This window comes from Paenibacillus sp. J22P51 (assembly GCF_059692215.1).
Genome location: NZ_JCAUAZ010000002.1, coordinates 784,333 through 805,096, shown reverse-complemented (window position 1 = coordinate 805,096; position 20,764 = coordinate 784,333). Strand labels below are relative to the sequence as shown.

Sequence of the window (20,764 nt, the reverse complement as noted above, 5' to 3'; positions counted from 1 at the left end):
AATAACGAAGGGGAAAGCAGTGTACGACCGCTTCCCCCTAAGCTCCAATCTCGTATTAAGCCGTCAACTACTTATTTACTTTTTGCGTACCAATCGTTGACTTCCTTCGTAATCTGTTCACCGCCAAGCTTCTTCCAGTCTTCAACGAATTTATCAAACGTATCAATGGATTGGCCCATAATTATCTTCGTAAATACTTCTTCTTCCAACTTCTGAAGGGATGCATTCTTCTCAACCATGGTCGGTGTCGCTGCACCGTAGAACGCATCTAGCAGATAGTTATCATCTTTCACATACTGACTGATAACATCGAAGCTGCTTGGCGTACCGAATACGCGCTCAGTTCCCCAATTCGCTTTGTTTCCTTTACGGAAGTCCACGATTTTGTCGAAGTAACCCTTTTCTTCCGTTGACAGCTTGGAAGGATCATTTGAAGCAATCGCACTCAACGCATTATTATGTGCGTTCAAGTTTTTATTCGCTGGCTCTGGATTCAGCAAGCTATAGAGATAGACAGGGACATTCGTTGGGCTGAAGCTCATCTCTGGTTTCGGCTTCTTACTCTCGTCATACCCATCCATCTGGAAGTTAAGTAGCTTGATAATCGCTTCTGGATTCTTGCTCTTCTTACTTACGGCATAATAACGTTGAATTGGCATGTTGCCGATTGGCGTAGCCTTCTTCTCGTCGACAGACACCAGCGGGATCGCTTTCCAATCTGCCTTCGGATCGTTGTCGATGTTCTTCTGGATGATTGACAGCGGAGCGGACATACTGCCGTAGAAGATACCTACCTTGCCGCCAACAACGGATTCCGTTACCTTCGCTCGGTCTTTAACGCCAAATTCCTTATCCAGCAAGCCTTGCGCGTACATATCCTGCATCTGTTTCAACGCTGTTTTCACTTCCGGCTGGATACTGCCGTACACGAGTTTGCCAGATGCATCCTTCACCCATTTGCGTGCATAAGCATGAAAGCCTGAGAAGAAGCCCGTTGTTCCAAAATGGGTATCCGCTAAGAATGATTTGGTAAATGCCATCCCGAAGGTATCATCTTTGCCATTTCCGTCCGGATCCTTCTTCGTGAAAGCCTCAGCAACTGCCAGAACTTCCTTCATAGACTTCGGCTCAGAAAGTCCAAGCTTAGCCAACCAATCAGCCCGAACATACAAGAGCGGCAGACCGTCGATCGCCGAGGAAGTCTGAGGAATCGCCATCAGCTTGCCGCCGATCTTAGCTGTATCGAAAGCCTTCTGATCCTGCTGCAGAATGCTCTTCGCCATGGGTGATGCATATTTTTCATACAACTCTGTCAAATCATAGAGCATATCATTATCAGCCAAATCAGTGAGCTGCTTGTTTTTCAGCCACATGATATCCGGCAGATCCCCGGCAGCAATAGCCACATTCAGCTTTTGATCAAATTGCTCGACAGGCACTGCCCATTGATATTTCAGGTTGATGTTCAGGTCATTTTGATAAGCTTTTGTATAAATATTATTTTCAATCGTGTCGCCATTTTCGTACTTGTAGGTTGCTTCCGTATAGCGCCAAGCTGTAATATCCACTGGTTTCTCATACTTCGCCATCAAATTCGCTGCTGGCGCAGAAGTCCCCGCAGGTGTCGCTGTTGAATTACTATCCTTTGACCCCTCTGAACTACAAGCTGAGAGTACCAATAATCCTGCTGCAGAGAGAATAACTGCTGATTTTGCTTTATCTCTTTTTCTCATGTGAACCTCCCCGAAAGATCTGAATGTACTAGAGTTGCTTCATCTCTAATGGTAAAGCGCAATCAATCGGCATTCAATATTCAAGTCTTTACATTTGAATCACTTGTTTACTTGTTGCCCGAATATCGATGTCCGATACTCCAGTGGGGTCATGTGGGCTACCTTGCGAAAATACCGCGTAAAGTTGGTTGCTGTGCCATAACCGACGAGCTCGGCAACCTCTTGTATTTTAATATTCGGATTTTCCAGGAGATTCTTAGCTTTAATCATGCGGGTCGAGGAAATGTAATCGGATAAATTGGTTCCGGTCACCTGTTTAAATAATCGTGACAAATAGGACGGATTGAAATAGACCAATTCCGCTAACTTCACCAGCGAGACCTCATCAGGATTATGCAGATGATCCTTAATATGTTTCTGAATCAACGAAATGATGGCATTTGCCCTTCTCTCTTCCTCTTGGTTCTGAAGGTTGAATAGAATTTCTTCAACACGTGCGAGATACTCAAAAGCCACCCTCCAGGATTCATGCTCCCCTGGCTGCATGAGCTTATGCAGCCCGATTATGGTCGCAACCGTCTCTACCAAATTCCAGCGGTTCATATAGGATAAGAAGACCAACCCTATGGAATAATAAAGCTCTTGCGCAGGTACATCATGCATACTGTCAATATCTTTAAGCGATTCGGCACAGGCAAGCAGCGTATTGTTGAATTCCACGCGCTGCCCATGCTCCAATTGATCAGCAAGTTGGTCCAATTTGGCTTGCCGAATCTGCGACTTCTCACGGTGGCTCCCGTCTGACTGCTGGAGCTCTTGCTCCACCATTTGCTTATCGAGAAGCAGCATGCCACTGCCTTGACCAATCCTATAATTCATCAGCATGGTTAATGTCGCGAACCGTTCTGCAGCATCCGCCCACGCCACTGTGCTGTCGTCCAATACGAAGGACAACAACTCACCGACGGACTCGCGACAAGCAGCCTGCACCAACTCCAAATTCCCTTTCACGAACGTCAGGGTTCTAACCCACCCCTCTGTTTCGGTGTTCCCTTGAAGAGGCTGAATCAGCCAAATGAGGTCCATATGCTCATTAATCGCATTAACGAAAGAAACGTGCGAGGACATATACTGTTCAGCGATGTGCTTAATCCTGTACAACTGCCGAGACTTCTCTGAATACGTCGTCTTGTTGGACAAGCTGTTAATTCTTCCAAGCATGATCAGCACTGGGCGATCCGCTTTAAGCGGTATAGCCAGCTCATCGAATTGCTCTTGATTAATCTCCCGCGCATCGAGCTGCTCACTCAATATCCGCTTCACATAATCGTTCTGCAGCATCCCCCTCATGTCATCCAACTGTTCCTGAGCTATCTTCAGCAAAGACTGCGCCTTTAAGTCCGTTTCAATCTCAGCAACCGTATGTTCTACCATCTGAATGACTTTCTCGTATCCTTCGGTCTTCAGTAAATAGCTGACCCTTTCATACTGGATAGCCGAGTAAATATAGGAAAATTCATTGTATCCCGTTAGGAAAATGACTCTGCATTGGGGCCATCTCTCCCGAATCTTCTCTAGCAGCTGCAAACCGTCGAGACCCGGCATACGAATATCCGTAAGCACGATATCGAAACGAGTTCGATCGAATTGTTTGACCGCCTCCATACCGGAATAGGCTTTATACACATCCAACTCTAGCTGAGGAATGTTCTGGAGCACCTCATATAACCCGTCTGCAATAATCATCTCATCATCTACGACTAGCACCCTGTACATTTATACGCCTCCATTCGTTAAATCAATATGAATGGTTGCTTTCAAGCCGCCCCATTCGCTTCGCTCCACGGTTAACCCACTGGTCTGTCCAAACTTCAACCGAATTCGTTGATGGATATTCAAAATGCCGGTCGTCTCCAACCCTTCCTGGTCAGTTAACGCGTTTTGGAGCATCTCGATGCGCTCTCCGTCCAGCTCCTCACCGTTATCTTCAACGATCATCTGAATATCATTCTCAATCTTCCGAAGTCGAACACGCAGAATGCCTTTCGCAGGCTTCCGCTCCAGACCATGCTCGAAAGCATTCTCTATGATCGGTTGTAAAATCAACCTCGGCACCATGATGTGTCCGATATTGTCCGGCAGCTCATCGAATTCGACCTTCAGTCGATTCGAAAAGCGCATTGCTTGAATCTCAGCATACACTTTGGCATGATTCACTTCTTTCCATAGCGGCACCTCATCCGAACTGTTCCTCGTGACGAACTGGAAATATTCACCCAATTGATTCGTAAATTGCTCGAGATTCTCGTAATCGCCAAGGCGAGCCATCGTGCTAAGAATAAAGAGGTTGTTATATAGAAAATGAGGATTAATCTGGGATTGAAGCTGCTTCAACTCCGCCTTCTGCGTTAAAATTTGTTGTTTATACACCTGATCAATCAAGGATTTTAAATTCCCTAGCATCACATTAAATCGCTTATAAATGTACTGAAACTCATCGTTTACCGTATGATCGATCTGAACCTCGAAATCGCCATGTTCGATTTTGCGGAAAGCTTTAACAAGCTTATCCAGTGGTTTGTGAATGTATTTATAGACATATAAAGAGTAAATAACAATAATGATGAGGGCTACTGCTGCTAGCAAGACGAACCAACTTCTGTACTTTTGAAGAGGTTGAAACACGGCGTTTTCTGGTACATATTTGCTTAGCACGGCTCCAAAGAATTTCGAAGACGTGTAAACGGCAAGATAATGCTTGTCATGGATAACAAGTTTCTGTGCGTTGCCAATATTTGCGTTATTGGCCATATGGGTCGAGATCTCTTGATCGAAAGCAGCATCGCGACCTGTTGTGATGACAAATTGCGAGCTATTAAAAATCAATCCCTCATCCGAGGAATTAACCATCAATTTCAAATGTTCCTCCAGCTTTTCCTTAGACAATTCGATCGCCACAATAAATAGCGGGCCTCTTTTACTGCTTGGTGTAGAGAAGGGATATACCGCGCTTAAATACATTCTGCCGTCCACATTCATGACTTGGGAATCCAGTGTCAACGGGATGTTCCTCAAATTTTCAAATTCTTGCTGATTAAATGAGGATATCGTTAAAGCCGACACATTCTTCTGGATCGCAGGTATGTAAGCGTACACATCCTTAATATACGTGGAGCTGTTTCGTATAGCATTAAGTCGCTGCTGGAGTCTTAGAATGCTTTGCATTTTCTCAATATCATTCAATGAATCAGGTATGGCTCCGAGTGCATTTAAATTGTCATCGCTTAAGACATCGTACTGCAACGTTTGAATTCGTCTGAACTCCTCCTCCAACCCGGTCAAATATCCCGATACTTGCGAGATCATGGATTTGGATATTTCGTCTTGTAAGGTTCGAATCCCCCAATTGTAAATAATCATACTGAGAATATAGAGCGGTAGAAGAATGCAAATAAACGAGAGAATCAGTCTTCTTAGCGCATTTTTTTTCCACGGATGTCTCGTTAGATTCATAGTAGTCTCCCTTTGGTGGAAAAATTATCCACTTCAATGTTTCTTCGGTTCATTCAACAAGAAATTCCGAAAGTTAGTTTAGTAACAATACTAACATGAACAGAACCAACATAGTAGTGAACGATCTATCTATTAAAAAAACCGGGAGGAAAACATTCCTCCAAATCACCTTGTTCGTGTCGTGAATTCTGCTGTGAAGCATGCAAAAGTGCAACCTTTTTTTTCAAATTAACCTCTCTATCTGAAATGCTTGCAATTGTGCAACTATTTCTGCCGGCACTCATCATACTGGCACCTTTTCGGTCCCAAAAGATGCACTTTTGCACTAATTTATCTATGTGCAGCCATTTTCCCCGAAAATGCGTGCACTTTAGCATCTTTGCCCATTTACGCTTACTCTAGGCGTTTTTACACTTCCAGACATGGCAATAAAAAGAAGCTAAGCGCAAACAGCCTCTTAGCTCCTTTTCCATTCCCATATTTGCTTTTTCCAGAGGGACTGCCTCTTCGTTAAGTTGTCTCCACAGCTGGCTCAATCAATCGGTGACGATACCATCGATCCCCCTTGAAGCGCCAGAGAAATAGAAGTCCGCGAACGCCCCATTCGATATTCATCGCTAACCATACCCCTATAATGCCCATGTGAAACACGATGCCGAGCACATAACCGAAGACGACACGGAACAACCACATGGATAGCATCGAGGTAACGGAGGTGAATTTCGAATCTCCGGCTGCCCGAAGCGCTGCTGGCAAGAGGAAGCTGATCGGCCAAAGCGGGATTTGTGCTATCGCATTGATCAACACGATGATGAAAAGATCTCTTACAATATCGTCCGGCGGGTGAAATAAGCTGATTAGCGGCTTGAACATCGGGATGACGATCAAAGCCATTAGGAAGAGCGTAAAAGATGCTAGACCTAAAAATGATTTGGCAAATTTGCGGGCGTCTTTCACATTCTGCCCGCCCATACACTGTCCAATCACGGTTACAGTTGTCAGAGATAACGCGGCAGCAGGAATCTGAAGCACCCCTGCAAGTGTGCCGCCAATTGCATTCGTCGCCATCGCATGCGTGCCAAGACTGACGATAAACACTTGTGTTACGATTTTACCGCCATTGAAAAACATCTGCTCCGCAGCAAAAGGGAGACCGATAAATAAGATTTTCTTAATCATCGCGATTTGATAGTAAAATAAGTCCTTCCAATGTATGTTCAGATTCGTATCCAATTTCACAACATACAATATCGCTACGAGTGCTGCCAGATATCTGGAAACATTCACAGCGATGGTAAGCCCATGTACACCCATATGTAAAAAGTTGATGCAAACCACGTTTAGAAGTACATACGACAAATTCATAATTAAAGAGAGTTTCAACGAAGCGCGGGATTTCCCGACTCCTCGCAATGCCCCGCATACGGCCTCTACGATGGCAATTCCCAGATAGGATAAGCTGCTGCCTATCAGATACGTTTTGGCATTGGCAAACACTACGGGGGAAGCAGTCCCAAAGAGTAAAGTTAGGACGGGATTATGAAACACTATTATCAATAAGCTAATACCGAGTGCAAATACAGAGACCAAGGAGACCGATCCCGCTGCAGCTTTGGATATCATGCGGTCGTTGCCGCTTCCTTTATACTGGGCGACCACAACCGTTCCACCTGTCGAGATGGCTACGAATACACTAATTAGAAAAATATTGAGTGAATCAATCATACTTACAGCGCTAATTGCCGCAACACCCGACGAACTGATCATGGCAATGTTCACCAAGTTTAGTCCGACAAGGAAAGCCTGATCAATCAGAATCGGTACATACATCGCAATAATCTGTTGATAATCTATTACTTCACCGGAGAAATACTTATGCATAAAAGCTTTTCTTCTCGTGCTAAATCGTGATTCCATCACATCATCCTCACCCCGCCTGATCCTCTATAGTTGATTCACACATTGCCAGTGGTAGGCGGAGAGTAATCTTGGTTCCCTTGTCATTGCCGCTTTCAAATAGAAATTGCGAGTCATTGCCGTAGTACATTTTCATTCGCGCAACGACATTTCGCAGGCCGAACAAGTCCTTCTCTTTTTTTATATCCGTAGAGATGCCCTCAGCTGCTAGCTTTGAAGCCTCCTCCAATTTGCCGCAAATATAATCGAGCCTCTCTTTACTGACGCCTACCCCGTTGTCACACACTTCTAGGACAAGCCTGCTTCCATCCAAATAGGAGGAGATAGCAAGTTCCCCGCCGCCACTCTGTTTCTCCAATCCATGCAGCACCGCATTTTCCACTAAAGGCTGCAGAAGAAGCTTCAGAACATGGTAATGCGCACTTTCCTCAGCAATATCATAGCGAACGGTGAAATGATCAAGGAATCGCAACTGCTGCACTTTAATATAATATTTCAAATGCTCGATCGTATCTTTAACTGTAAACGTCTCATTCCCCTTGTTCAAGCTGAGTCGGAAAAACTTCGACAGATTTAACACCATTTCACTGATTTCATCAGCTTCATAGTTTTTGGCGGTCCAGTAAATAGAATCCAATGTATTGTACAGAAAATGGGGATTAATTTGTGACTGCAGAAATTTCAGTTCCATTTTGGACAATAAAAGCTGTTTCTCGTAGTGATCCCGGATCAGTGTTTTCTGATTCTCGGCCATTCGATTGAAGGATTCAATCACGTAGCCTAATTCATCTATACGCGTATCTTCCAGTTGGATGGTGAAATTACCCGTACGAAGCTGCTTCATACCATAGGCGAGCTTCCGCAATGGCGCGGAAATACCTCGATAAATGATCCAAGACGCCCATATGGCTAATACCAGACTGACGACTAGAATCCCATATGAAAATATCTTCAATGAGTCGGTATGTCTCCTAATTTCCCACAAAGGCTGCTCCATCATCAGCGACCATCCCGATAACTTCGACTTCACGCTGATCGTTACCATCTCTGTACCGGTTTGCGGTGACTTACGAATCGTTCTTACCTTGTCCACTTTGTCCCAGACCCCAGGATTTACACTTCCACCCGTACCGGTTATTGATCTTCCATCATTATCAAACAGATAGATATTCGCATTTTTGGAAGGCAGAAGCGGCTTCGCCAGCTCGATCAAAGCGCTCTTTTTCACAGAAAGGACGAGCAAGTTCGGATTCATCAGGGTACGGTTATAGGGATCCATCGTTCGAATCAGATGCACGCTGTCTGCATCGAAGTAGGATTCACCCTCCTGCGGTGTAAAAAATATCGTTCCCCCATTAGCCTCCATTAAATGCTGATACCATTCCTGCTTCTCTGCGCCCCCCGGCAGCTTTCCTCCCCCAAATTTGGTGGAAATAACCGTGCGTGAAGGCATGTGGATGATCGTGATTTGGTCGACAATGAGATTGACTGTCGTCATACTTGTGATCTGATCCATCACCTGAGCAAAGTGAACGAACGACTGCTTCTCCGGCTCCTGACCGACGGACTGCAGCGTAGCATTCACGTTCATATCGAAAGCGATCAAGGATGATAGCTGCTCAATGTTCTGCAACGTCAGGTCGATATAATCAGTCATTGTATGCAGGGCTCCCTGCGTTCTCTCCCCTGTCTGCACTTCCACAATCATCTGCGATTTGGCAATGGCAAACAGACTAAAGCCAGCTAGCGGAAGCAGGATAAGTAAAAAATACCAGGTTAACCGAACTTGGATATAACCGGCTAGCAATTTGCGAATTTTAGAAAGAATCTCTTTGGTCATTTCGGTAGTCCCTCCATTCATGACCGACCACACTCCGACTGATCATCGGATACTTGCCTTTTATTTGTTGGTTTCTCGCCACCACTCATTCACTTCCCCGGTTATTTCATCACCGCCGGCTTCCTTCCACTTTTTCACAAAAGCATCGAACTCCTCGATGGGACTCAAGCCCGCAATAATTCGTGTAAATGTTTCCTCTTGCAGCTTGGAAAGCTTAACTTGATGCTTGCCCATCGCCGGAGTTGGCGGCCCATTGAACTGATCTTGCATCAGATTATGCTCAATCCGCTGCACGTTATCATAGAGACGGAACTGCTGGCCGAGTCCCTCCAGCCGATCTCGTGTCACATTCGGATCGGCCATATCCGCCAAAGCGCCATAAATGCCACGATAGCCATGCTTCGCGTGTTCATCAAAACGAATGGACAATTTGCCGTCCACCCGTGTCCAAATTTCATTTTCAAAACCGAGCTTTAAGCTTGTCTGACCCGGTCCTGCGACGAAATCTAGAAACTTAACGACAGCCTCTGCCTTCTCACTCTTCATTGGAACAACATTGTAGGATCGGACGATCGACGTACTATAGACACCATGCTTGCCGCCAGAACCAATCGGAAATTCAAGCGGGATCCACTCGGCTTTTGGATCTTTCTTACGGTTTGCTGCAATATGTGCGCGCGTGTCGGACCATGCTGCTGAGAACAGGCCTACTCGCCCGCTTACAATTTTTTCACCTAGTACATCTATTTTATTGAGCGGGAATTCGGGGTCCAAAATGCCTTCGTCATACAGACCTCGAAGATAAAGAAGAGCATCTTTCATTTCTGGGAGGATGCCCGAATAAACCAGCTTTCCGTCCCGTTCATACCAGGCTTTCATTTGTACGCCAAAGGCACCGAGAAATGGCGAAGTTCTTCGCAATCGTTCCAGAATCGATAAGCCGTAGGTATCCTTTTTCCCATTCCCATCTGGATCTCTCTCAGCAAATGCCCTCATCACCGCCGTGTACTCATCGATCGTCCTCGGAGGCTGCAGACCGAGCTTATCCAGCCAGTCTTTTCTAGCATAGACGATTTCGGTTCCCTTCACTTCGTTCAAGCTAGGTATCGCATAGATATTGCCATTCACGGTGACATTGTCCCAAGCTTCCTTGGGGATTTTGGCCTTCAGGTTGGCCCCATACTTCTCAATATAGTCATTTAAAGGCGTTAGCGCTTTTTGATTTACAAAATGAATAAACCAAGAAGGATCACTTGTATTCAGCAAATCCGGTGGCTCGCCAGAAGCCATGATGACGTTAAGCTTCTCATCATAGCCATTCAGCGGAGGGAGCGTCACATTGACCTGAACACCAATGTTTTTCTCTATATAACTAAGATAGGGATTATGATTCTCATCCATCCCTTCTGGGAAGTTCATGCCCAAGCTGTTCACGACGATGCGTATCGCTGGTTCGCTTGCCGTATCTACCTTATTTCCTTCGTTCATAGCCAAATTCGGTATGCCGCAGCCAGCAGTTGTACAGCAAGCGAGAATGACCAGCATACCCGCTTTCAGTCTTTTCATTCATTCATCACCCCTTCAGACTTAACCAACCAAGCAATCAAGTAGCAAGCATCTTCTTCACAAATGGCGTTAACCCATCTGCCATACGCATGAAGCCGAGATCCGTCGGATGAACACCATCAACTGTGCATTCGTGAGCATCCTCACCCAGCAAATTGGAGCCATCGAAGAAAAAAATGTTGGCGTCGCCTTGTTCTCGCAGCTGCTCGACAGTTCCAAGCTGAACCTGCTTGCGATTTTCTTTGTCCAGCTGCATTTGCGGTTGAAATCTTTCCTTCGCGTAAGAAATACGTGAAATCACTATAATTGGTGTTAGCGCGTGTTTATTGCGGAAAATGCGAATGAACGCTGGCAGCGTCGTCTGCAGATTTTCTGTGGTAACACAGTTTGCCTCATAGTCCAAGACGAGGCACGCCGGGTCTGGTAGCTCCGCAATTATATGTGCAAGCTCCGGCTCGCCTTTGCCGTTCCCTGAGAAGCCTAAATTTAGAAACTCTCTATTTATTCGTCTAGATAATATATTCGTATAAGCCATGCCAGGACGTGAGGCACACCCGCCTTGCGTGATGGATGTCCCATAAAAAATGATCCTTTCACTGCTATCGTAGGCTGGTGGAGGTGCGATGTAAGCTGCCGGATCTAAACCGATCCATACTTCCTCTACGCCTTGGTAAAGCGGAAAGTTCAAGGTAATGCTCCGATTCTCTCGCTCCAAATTTGTAAACAGAACACTTTCATATTCGGTTTGTTTGGCATCATAGAGGGTTGTACCGTAATACAGCTGCTCCCCTGGATCTCCGATATAGCAGTCAAACCCGCACTGACCCGTTGCAGGCATATGATACATATTCGCCGCACCCGACAGCTTCACTTTAATAGAAAGCGAGGCAGCGTTCGTTGTAAAGCGAATTTGGCCGCCAGCTGTGCAGTTGGCCAAGCTGTTTACCGCCTCTGGCAGTATCCAAGCTGGATTTGCCGGCAGCCTGCGGTAAAGCTTTTCTTCGTTTAGCCAGCCAAAGCCTGCCACATGAAACGGCTGCTCTAGCGGTGAATACCAACGGAAAGATTGGGAGGCGTATTGTGGAATCCGCATATTCGCATCCAAATTCAAGGCGTTGCTTGGTTGCTGCTGATTAGCCATTATGAATTCCTCCATTATACTTGCTCGTTATGAATCTTCGCCTTCTCCTGTACAATCCCTTTTTTTTCGTGGCCAATGGGTTATTAAAGTACCAAAAGAAGTCATGGTCCTCCGCTGTGGCTCTTTAACAGCTGTAATACAATAAAGATAACCTGTGAATGCCTGCAGGCGAATTGGTAAAAGGAGGGACTATCTGCATTGGTGACCACGAACAGCAATCCCAATAGGCATGACTACCATGCTGATATCGTCGTGATCGGCGGTGGAACCGGCGGCTGCGCAGCCGCACTTGCTGCTGCCAAATCCGGGAAGAAAGTGATCATGACCGAAGAAACCGACTGGATCGGCGGGCAATTAACGAGCCAGGCCGTTCCGCCAGATGAACATCCATGGATCGAACAATTTGGCTGCACACGCAGTTATCGTCAGTTTCGAGAAGGTGTGCGTGATTATTATCGCCGTCATTTCCCGCTCACTTCGGAGGCGCGTTCACGAACGCTGCTTAATCCCGGTAATGGCGGCGTTTCACGGTTATGTCATGAGCCGAGAGCTGCTTTGGCCGTCTTACAGGAAATGCTGGCTCCCTATGTCAACAGCGGGAGGCTGCAGATTCTTACACGGCATCGCCTAGAATCGGTATCCGTGGACGGCGATGATGTCCGTTCCGTCTCGGTGCGCAATCTGACGAACGGCGATCAGGTGACGTTATCTGCCGCTTATTTCCTTGATGCTACCGAGTGTGGCGATGTTCTGCCGCTAGCTGGCGCGGAATATGTCACAGGTGCTGAGTCAAAAAGCGAAACCGGAGAGCCGCATGCTGTAGAAGGCGATGCGTTGCCACAGGACATGCAGGGCTTTACCTACTGCTTCGCGATGGATTATATCGAGGGTGAAGATCACACCATCGCGCGTCCCGAACGCTACGACTTCTGGAAGGAATACAAAGCTGAATTCTGGCCTGATCGGCTGCTCAGCTGGTCCGGTGTTCGCCCTAGTACGCTGGAGACCGTTTCTTATGAACTGTTTGAAGGGACAGAGAAGTATTCCTTATTCTTCTATCGGCGCATCATCGACAGCAGGAACTTCGAGGATGGCTTTTATCCTGGCGACATTACACTCGTCAACTGGCCGCAGAATGATTACTGGCTCGGTTCCATAATCGATGTCAGCGCAGAGGACAGAGAACGAAGCCTCTGGGACGCTAAACAGCTCAGTCTATCGTTGCTTTTCTGGCTGCAAACAGAAGCGCCACGGCCTGATGGCGGCCAAGGCTACCCTGGACTTCGCCTGCGCAAAGATATCGTAGGTACAGAAGACGGACTGGCTATGTATCCGTACGTACGGGAGTCACGCAGGATCAAAGCTGAGTTTACCGTCTTGGAACAGCATGTGAGCACAGCCTGTCGACCTGACGGGAAAGCCGAGCAGTTTCCGGATTCCGTCGGCATCGGATGTTACCGCATTGACCTGCATCCGAGCACGGGTAACCGTCATTATATAGATATCTCTTCCCTGCCTTTCCAGATTCCACTGGGCAGCTTGATTCCGATCCGCATGAACAATCTGCTTCCAGCATGCAAAAATCTTGGCGTTACCCACATTACCAACGGCTGTTACCGGCTCCATCCTGTCGAATGGAACATTGGCGAAGCAGTCGGGTTTCTAGCAAGCCGATGTATCGATCGCGGAATCTTGCCTCGAGAGGTACGCAACAAGGAATCTGAACTTCGTGTATTCCAGAACATGCTTGAAAGCTACGGGATCGAGCTGTCTTGGCCCACTATTCGTCCCGTTTAATGTTAACCATTCTAAAGATGAGGTGTATGTAGATGAGTAAAATACGTATTGGTGTCATCGGTGCAGGTTCTATCTCCGAAATGCATTTGAAATCCTATCACAATAATCCGGATGCTGAGCTTTATGCCATCTGTGATTTGAACGAGGAACGCGCAAAAGCAAAAGCTGAAAAATACGGAATTAAACATATCTATACGGACTATAAGGAACTGCTGGCTGATGAAGCTGTAAATGCGATTAGCATCTGTACGTGGAATAATAGCCACGCCCAAATATCCATTGCCGCATTAGAGGCTGGTAAAAACGTGCTCACCGAAAAACCGCTTTGTACAACGGTAAACGAAGCGCTTGCTGTAGAAGATGCCGTTCGACGTACAGGCAAAACACTTCAGGTCGGCTTCGTGCGCCGCTATGCATCGAATACCCGCATCATTAAATCGTTCCTCGATAACAACGAACTCGGCGAAATTTATTATGCGAAGGCTTCTTGTATTCGTCGTCTAGGTAACCCTGGCGGCTGGTTTTCAGATACAGAGCGTTCTGGCGGAGGCCCGTTGATCGATGTAGGCGTGCACGTCATTGACCTCTGCTGGTATTTGATGGGCCGTCCTAAGGTGAAGTCGATTTCCGGTAATACTTACAAGAAGCTCGGAAACCGTGCCAATGTGAAAAACCTCGCCTTTTACAAAGCAGCCGATTATGACCCAACTCACAATACGGTCGAGGATTTGGCGAATGCTTTAATTCGATTTGAGAACGGCGCATCCATTCTGGTTGACGTGAGCTTTACGCTGCATGCCAAGGAAGATGAATTAACGGTGAAGCTGTATGGCGAAAAAGGCGGAGCCGAGTTGGAGCCGCAGCTATCCATCATTACGGAGAAGTATGATACGATCTTGAACCTAACACCTCAGATCAATAACCTGAGCTTCGATTTTGTTGCCGGGTTTCAGGATGAAATCAATTATTTCATTGAAGTCTGCCAAGGTAAAAAGGAGACCATCTCTCCGGTGCAGGACGGGGTTGAAATGATGAAAATTCTTTGCGGTGTCTATGAATCTAGCGAAAAAGGTGAAGAAATACGCTTCTAGGAAGGAACGTGAAACCAGTTGAAAAAATCGAAATGGCTAATCATGACCTTATTGATTACATTACTCGCTTCCACTTGGTCCATAACCGCATCTGCGGCACCTAGCCCCACCGATTTCATTGAAGTAGAAGCTGCTCCCGTGGATATTACGATCGATATTGAGGGTCCGCGCAAGCAAATTAATGCCGTTGATACGGATATGAGTAGAATTACCGATTATGTCGCTTTATTCACCCCGGAATTTGCAGCATCCATTACAGTTGGCACCACTTCCGTCGGCGTTGTTGTCGATGCGACGAACCACGTGACTCGGGTTGTCAATCCTTCCATAAACGGCGGTGTCCCTGTCTGGACAGGACCTACAACCTTGAATATCCCGCAAGGAGGCTTCATCCTTGTGGCGAACGATGACAGTTGGGCGAATAAAACCTTTAAACAGTATCTCGCCAAAAATTTCAAGGTCGGCGACCTCATTAAGCTGCGCAAAAATGGCGAAGTAATCCCTGTCTCTGCACTCATGACAGGTCAAGGACTTCAAGCTCGTCTTAAACTGGACAATGACGATTGGTTTACGGTAACCGCGCCGAAGACTACGGTTTCCGGCAAGCTGGAAAACCTGGAAGCAGGCGTCACCTATGCGATTCGTATCAACCAGTCTGCAGTTGCCTTGCAAGCAAACGGCACCTTCCAAAGCGAGATCAACCTCACAGAGGGTGTTAATTATTTGGATGTTATTGCCTCCAAGAATGGGGTAGAAAACGATCGCAAAACGCTTGTCGTGTTTTATAAAAAACAAACAAACGCTGCGAAAGAAGTCGTCCTCTGGGTCGACCAAGGAACGAATATTTTTAAGCTGCAAACGCCTGCGAACATCCTCGATATGCTAACCAAAGCTAAGGATGCCGGCGTAACAGCTGTAGCACTAGATGTCAAAGGCGTCGAAGGCTTCGCCAACTATAAGAAGAACGACTTGACGGGTCGTCCGCATATCTCACAGATGACTGCTCCGACGCGTGCGGGTGCGAACCCGAATCTGGATATGCTGGAGGAGTTCATCAAATACGGGCATCAACTTGGGATCAAAATCCACGCAGCATTCAACGTTTTTGCTGAAGGCTCGCCTGCACACAACGAGTATGGGCTGCTGAACCAGCATCTGGATTGGGAAGAACATGTATACCGTCCCGAGGATAATGGTCAAATTTTGCGATTGCGTGAAAGCAATTACTTTAAAACCGGCAAATCCCTCGTTGCTTTTGTGAACCCAGCCAATGATGATGTAAGAGCCTTCGAGTTGAGAAACATGGAAGAAGTCATCAAGAATTACGATGTAGACGGCGTCGTGCTTGACCGTACTCGTTATGACAACGAAACAGCCGATTTCAGCCCGTTGACGCGCGCGAAGTTCGAAGCATTTCTCGCTGCACGGGGAAAACAGCTGACGAATTGGCCAGCCGATGTGTTCAGCTACGTGAACAATGTTCGCAAAGCGGGACCGCTCATCAATGATTGGTGGGAGTTCCGCTCGCAAACGATCAAAACGTTTACGGATGAGGTCCGTTTACTAACGGATCGTTACTCCGCATTGAAAGGTCATAAGGTGTATTCGTCCGCCTATGTGGGTTCCTGGTTTGAGTCCTACTACTTAAACGGCGTTCATTGGGGCAGCCCGAATTTCAAATATGACAGCCGTTTGCAATTACCGGACGACAGTCTTTACACCGACTCATACGCCAAGACCGGTTACTCGGGTAATATTGATTTTCTCATGATCGGTACGTATCAAACGACACAAAAGGAAATCGAACATCACATTACACTAGGCAATATTGTAACGAACGGTGAGGTCCCGATGTACGCAAGTATCGCACTGGCGAACATCCAAGATCCTCCGCTGCAGCGTTCGGTGTTCCAAGCTGGCTTATCACAGTCTAACGGCCTCATGCTCTTCGATCTTTCACAAGTCAACTGGTCAGTTGTGAAGGCATCGCTCCATAACGTGGAATATGTGAAGGATTATCAAATAGGCTCCAGCGTACCTGGCAATTCAGCGTCATTCCTTGAAGCTGATCTCTACAATGTGAGCCGCAACGAGAATAATCTCAATATTTATTCGGATGCCTTCGGTCAAACAACGGCCACCAGCACATTCGGTGTGGAAGCCATCGTGAATAGCTCCGGCAAAGTCACGAAAGTCGTTAACCAACAGCAGGCGATTAACTGGAACTGGACCAATATCTCGCCAAATAACAGTGTCATTCCACAAGGCGGCTTCGTCATCTCTGCGCTGGATGCTTCTGGCGTAAAGACGAGAAGGCAGCTTGTGGCTAAAACTTACAAGATCGGTGATGATGTACGGGCGGCCGTGTTACGCGGTTATCTTGATTATGCGAACACGAGTACAGCACTCCGTAATCTGGAGATCAAGGGAGAAGTCGAAGTCATTGGACCGGGGACGGCACGAGTGCTACTAAACGGCGTACCAGCTGAGGTATCCAGTAACGGAGCATTTAAAGGCAGTATCCCGCTCGCAATCGGTGTTAATAGTTTGCAAATTTCCGTCTATGTAGACGATCGCAAAACGAATGAGAAAACCGTCAACATCACGCGTACTGCACCCGTCCTCACGGGTATAGAGCTTGATTCAACTGCCTATCGTCTTGCAGCAGGTGATACGCATGCATCCGTTACGACCGCCGTTTACTCGGATCAAACAAGAGTCGTTGCAGTTGGTGCTGCATACCACTCCAGCGATCCAACGGTAGCGGCCGTTGCAGCTGATGGAACGGTTACCGCTCTAAAAGCTGGTACAGCTGAAATCACGGCTACCTTTGAGGGCAAAACCGCTAAGTCCGTCGTAACTGTCGTAGAAGTAGCAAGTCTCAGCTTCGAGGAGAGTAAACATAGTCTAGTCGAAGGTGAAACCTTCCAGGCAGCGGTTAAAGCCACTTACTCCGATGGCGCAATCGCCTATCTCGCTCAAGACGTGACTTACAGCTCTTCGCACGATACAGTCGCATCCATTGCAGCTAATGGCACGATCACAGCTGTGAAGCCAGGTTCTGCTACCATCACGGCCTCCTATCGAGGCAGGCAGGCGGATATCAAGATTAAAGTATTCAAAAGTCATAAAGAGAAAAGTGAAGATATAGCGACTGATGAAGCAGGTGAAGAGTAACTCAACACACTTTGCCACTTCTTCACTCGAGATAGTCGATTTTATAGACTTACTACACACACTTTGCCACTTCTTCACTCGAGTTAATCGATTTTATCGACTAACTCCACACGCTTTGCCGCTTCTGCACACGAGTTAGTCGATTTTATCGACTAACTCCACAGGCTTTGCCACTTTTTCACACGAGTTAGTCGATTTTATCGACTAACTCGGAATAAATTACTACTCCGACACCCATTAGTCCGAAATAATCGAATTAATCTCACTATCCGCCTCACCCAATCTTAGTTTGTCCGAAATCGCCGAACTAAATCGACCAAAACCCCCGTCACCCAATGAAAATGGGTAAATAGTTCGGTAGAATCGGTCTAATTGTTCTTTCGTGAAAGGAATCCACCTATTAATTCGGAAATATCGGACTAACGCAGATTCGGTGCCCTAATATTCATTTCCTGAACTAAAAAAGATCCGGCTCCTCCAATAAGGAAGGAGCCGGATCTTCTTCTATTACGGCAGCTGCACCCATTGATAAGGCGTCTCCGCAGCCTTCATGCCGACATCTAGAATCGTAGCTATAGCTATCGTTTCCGCTCGTAAAACCGGTGGCTTTCCTGACTCGAAAAACCCGACTAGATTCTCGATAAAAGCCCCGAAGAAGTCCGACTCAATCTTGAGAAAATTCGACTTCCCCGCTTCATAATTGAGTGCCATACTGAACGGACATTCCCAGCCATAGAGGTTGATCATCGCTTGGCGACCGTCTGCGTATCCGATAAGCAGGGAAGGCGTCTTATCTGTTCCTATCCACATTACGCGTCTGACATCAGTCCCCATCAGTGAAACGATCGGCTCCACCTGATGAATAGCATAGTTGTCAAACTTCCCAGGTCCTAAGCTGTTGATTGACTCTATGCCCTGCTTCTCAACACTGCCATACTCCGCTGCAAATCTTAACGCCGAAGTGGAATACATGGGGGTCCTGTGCTTATCAGCAAGTTCAAACATGCGTAATGCCGCAGCTCGATCAGGAGCGAATGTTTTATCAATATAAGTAGGCTTGCCCGACTGCAATGCCAGTCTAGCTAGCTCTTCGTGGTACTCGGGATGATCCGGCGATAGAACGACCAAATAATCGCTCTGCTCTACGACTTCCTCTATGGAGTCCAGCAACTGGATTCCCTTCTTCTGACTCCATTCCGCATTACTAAGCTTTCCATCTATGTTGGTCTTCCCATACGCATATGCAACCTGCATACGTCCATTCGACGCCTTAGCTATCCAGCCTGGGTATTTCTCCGCGTGCCATTCATCCAGAAAATAATCAATAAATCCGATCTTTTGCATGACGATTTCCACTCCCTCTAGGAATTAAAACCCCCACGGCATAACCGCAGGGGAATTCAGTACTACTTCTTGTTTGCTGCGTACCATTCATTGGCCGCTTTGGTCATTTCTTCTCCGCCATCCGCTTTCCATTGTGCTAAAAACTTATCATAATTTTCGAGCGGTTCTGCGCCCGTGATGTATTTTAAGAACGTGTCTTCCATCAGCTTTTGCAGCTTCAAGTTGTATTTACCAATCGCTTCTAGCGGTGGTGCAAAAGCAAGTGGATCAAGAACAATGTTACCTTTGGCCGCTTCTTGAATCTTGGTAAAGGAATCCGTTAAGATCGGATCTTTACGAACACGAGCCTGCCAGTAGATCGGGTAATTTTTCTCATCCACACCGGTTAAGAATGTTGAAGCATTGTTGTACTCATCATTAAATTTCGGCAGAATTGGGAAGTAATTGCCGTTTTCCATCTTATAGTGAACGCCTTCTTTACCAATCGCCGCTTCTTTGAAAATATCTTTATCCAGCTTCAGATCCAAATATTTAATGATGTCTTCTTTGTTTTCCGCCCACTTCGGTATACCCACATACCAGCTGATCCCAGCGCTGCCCATAACTTGGACTTTGCCATCATCCCCTTTGAGGTAAGGGAAGCTGCCAATTTTCGCATTTGGTGAATTTTTCAGCAGCGCATTTTGTACAGTTGGTGCGTTAAAGTAAGCATTGGAAATGATCGCCGCTTTACCGCTCGTAAAGTTCTCGATGACTTTATTCGCTTGGTTCAGCGACCATTCTTGATCGATCAATTTCTCTGAGTATAGCTTCTTCATGAATTCCAAATACTTCTTCATATTCGGATTCTCAATGGAGTTCACTAGCTTCCCATTAACATCCTGCCAGCCCGTAGTTGCGGAAGCTTGAACCATTGGTATGCCAAACGTCGGAAGTACCTCAGGAAGAAGTGGACTTTTCCCTCCCGATAGACCCATTACATTTTTCTTTTCTTTCAGCGTTTTCAAAACGGTATACAATTCATCACGTGTCGTCGGAGCTTTTAATCCGAGTTCATCCATCCAATCCTGACGAACGATTAGCTGTGTATTGACAATTGTCCCTGATCCCGTTTGCGGAATCCCGAAAATTTTACCGTTCAGCTTCGCTCCGTTCCAGGTCGTTTGCGAGATCACATTCTTCATATTCGTCCCATATTTGTTAACCAGCTCATCAATCGGTTCAAGTGCTCCGGAAGCCGCAAGCTTAGAATATTGTGGTCCGCTTAGCAGCATATAGGCGTATTTTTCTTTGTTCGCCATAAGCAAATTAAGCTTGTCATCCGGATTTTCGACTGGCAGCATGTCGTAAGTCACTTTGTAGCCCGTTTTCTCATTCAGAAACTTTGCCACAACTTCGGTATTCGGATCAAATCGCGCATATTGCAGTAGTGCTTTGAATTCCGGCTTAGGCTTAGCTGCCTCTACAGTTGCAACCGGAGCCGTTGATGCAGCTGGCGTAGTGGAACTGCTAGTGGTCTGAGTGCTTCCACCACAAGCCGTAATCGCCGCTGCCATCGTTGTGATGGACATGAGAACTATCATTTTTTTTACCATGTAAGAGCCTCCCTATTTTTTCCTTTGAGTATGGATAGTGCAATATACCA

The 20,764-nt window shown here is 46.6% G+C and carries 12 protein-coding genes; 3 read left to right on the top strand and 9 right to left on the bottom strand.

The genetic code is table 11. The annotated features are described in order from the left end of the window. Positions 1-71: 71 nt before the first annotated feature. The 7 genes from AC58QC_RS07885 to AC58QC_RS07855 form a co-directional block, all read right to left on the bottom strand. Positions 72-1,733, bottom strand: coding sequence for an extracellular solute-binding protein (locus AC58QC_RS07885; RefSeq protein WP_497414624.1), 1,662 nt, complete (start codon positions 1,731-1,733; stop codon positions 72-74). Between the two features lie 99 nt (positions 1,734-1,832). Then, complete coding sequence (locus AC58QC_RS07880; RefSeq protein ID WP_497414623.1) at positions 1,833-3,509, bottom strand: response regulator transcription factor; 1,677 nt, start codon at positions 3,507-3,509, stop codon at positions 1,833-1,835. Further along, on the bottom strand, positions 3,510-5,246 hold the full coding sequence (locus AC58QC_RS07875) for a sensor histidine kinase (RefSeq protein WP_497414622.1): 1,737 nt from the start codon (positions 5,244-5,246) through the stop codon (positions 3,510-3,512). A 510-nt stretch (positions 5,247-5,756) separates the two neighbouring features. After that, complete coding sequence (locus tag AC58QC_RS07870) at positions 5,757-7,163, bottom strand: MATE family efflux transporter (RefSeq protein WP_497414621.1); 1,407 nt, start codon at positions 7,161-7,163, stop codon at positions 5,757-5,759. A gap of 10 nt (positions 7,164-7,173) precedes the next feature. After that, positions 7,174-9,003 carry a cache domain-containing sensor histidine kinase gene (locus tag AC58QC_RS07865; protein ID WP_497414620.1) on the bottom strand — a complete coding sequence of 610 codons (1,830 nt, stop codon included), beginning with the start codon at positions 9,001-9,003 and terminating at the stop codon, positions 7,174-7,176. A gap of 60 nt (positions 9,004-9,063) precedes the next feature. Continuing rightward, positions 9,064-10,569: an extracellular solute-binding protein gene (locus AC58QC_RS07860; protein WP_497414619.1), complete on the bottom strand. Its 1,506-nt coding sequence runs from the start codon at positions 10,567-10,569 to the stop codon at positions 9,064-9,066. A 37-nt stretch (positions 10,570-10,606) separates the two neighbouring features. Beyond that, on the bottom strand, positions 10,607-11,710 hold the full coding sequence (locus tag AC58QC_RS07855) for an SGNH/GDSL hydrolase family protein (RefSeq protein WP_497414618.1): 1,104 nt from the start codon (positions 11,708-11,710) through the stop codon (positions 10,607-10,609). A 201-nt stretch (positions 11,711-11,911) separates the two neighbouring features. Here AC58QC_RS07855 and AC58QC_RS07850 point away from each other — a divergent pair, with 201 nt between their 5' ends. The 3 genes from AC58QC_RS07850 to AC58QC_RS07840 are packed head-to-tail and all read left to right on the top strand — an operon-like array spanning position 11,912 to position 17,775. Then, positions 11,912-13,507, top strand: a complete 1,596-nt coding sequence (locus tag AC58QC_RS07850; RefSeq protein ID WP_497414702.1) for an FAD-dependent oxidoreductase — start codon at positions 11,912-11,914, stop codon at positions 13,505-13,507. 32 nt (positions 13,508-13,539) lie between these two features. Beyond that, positions 13,540-14,598, top strand: a complete 1,059-nt coding sequence (locus AC58QC_RS07845) for a Gfo/Idh/MocA family protein (RefSeq protein WP_497414617.1) — start codon at positions 13,540-13,542, stop codon at positions 14,596-14,598. Between the two features lie 18 nt (positions 14,599-14,616). After that, positions 14,617-17,775 (top strand): Ig-like domain-containing protein, encoded by a 3,159-nt coding sequence (locus tag AC58QC_RS07840; RefSeq protein ID WP_497414616.1) that lies wholly within the window; start codon positions 14,617-14,619, stop codon positions 17,773-17,775. Positions 17,776-18,282: 507 nt separating this feature from the next. Here AC58QC_RS07840 and AC58QC_RS07835 read toward each other — a convergent pair. Together AC58QC_RS07835 and AC58QC_RS07830 are read right to left on the bottom strand one after the other, a co-directional pair. Beyond that, positions 18,283-19,119: a Gfo/Idh/MocA family oxidoreductase gene (locus tag AC58QC_RS07835; RefSeq protein WP_497414615.1), complete on the bottom strand. Its 837-nt coding sequence runs from the start codon at positions 19,117-19,119 to the stop codon at positions 18,283-18,285. A gap of 62 nt (positions 19,120-19,181) precedes the next feature. Further along, a complete protein-coding gene (locus AC58QC_RS07830) occupies positions 19,182-20,714 on the bottom strand; it encodes a type 2 periplasmic-binding domain-containing protein (protein WP_497414614.1) in 1,533 nt (510 codons plus the stop codon). Between the last annotated feature and the right edge of the window lie 50 nt (positions 20,715-20,764).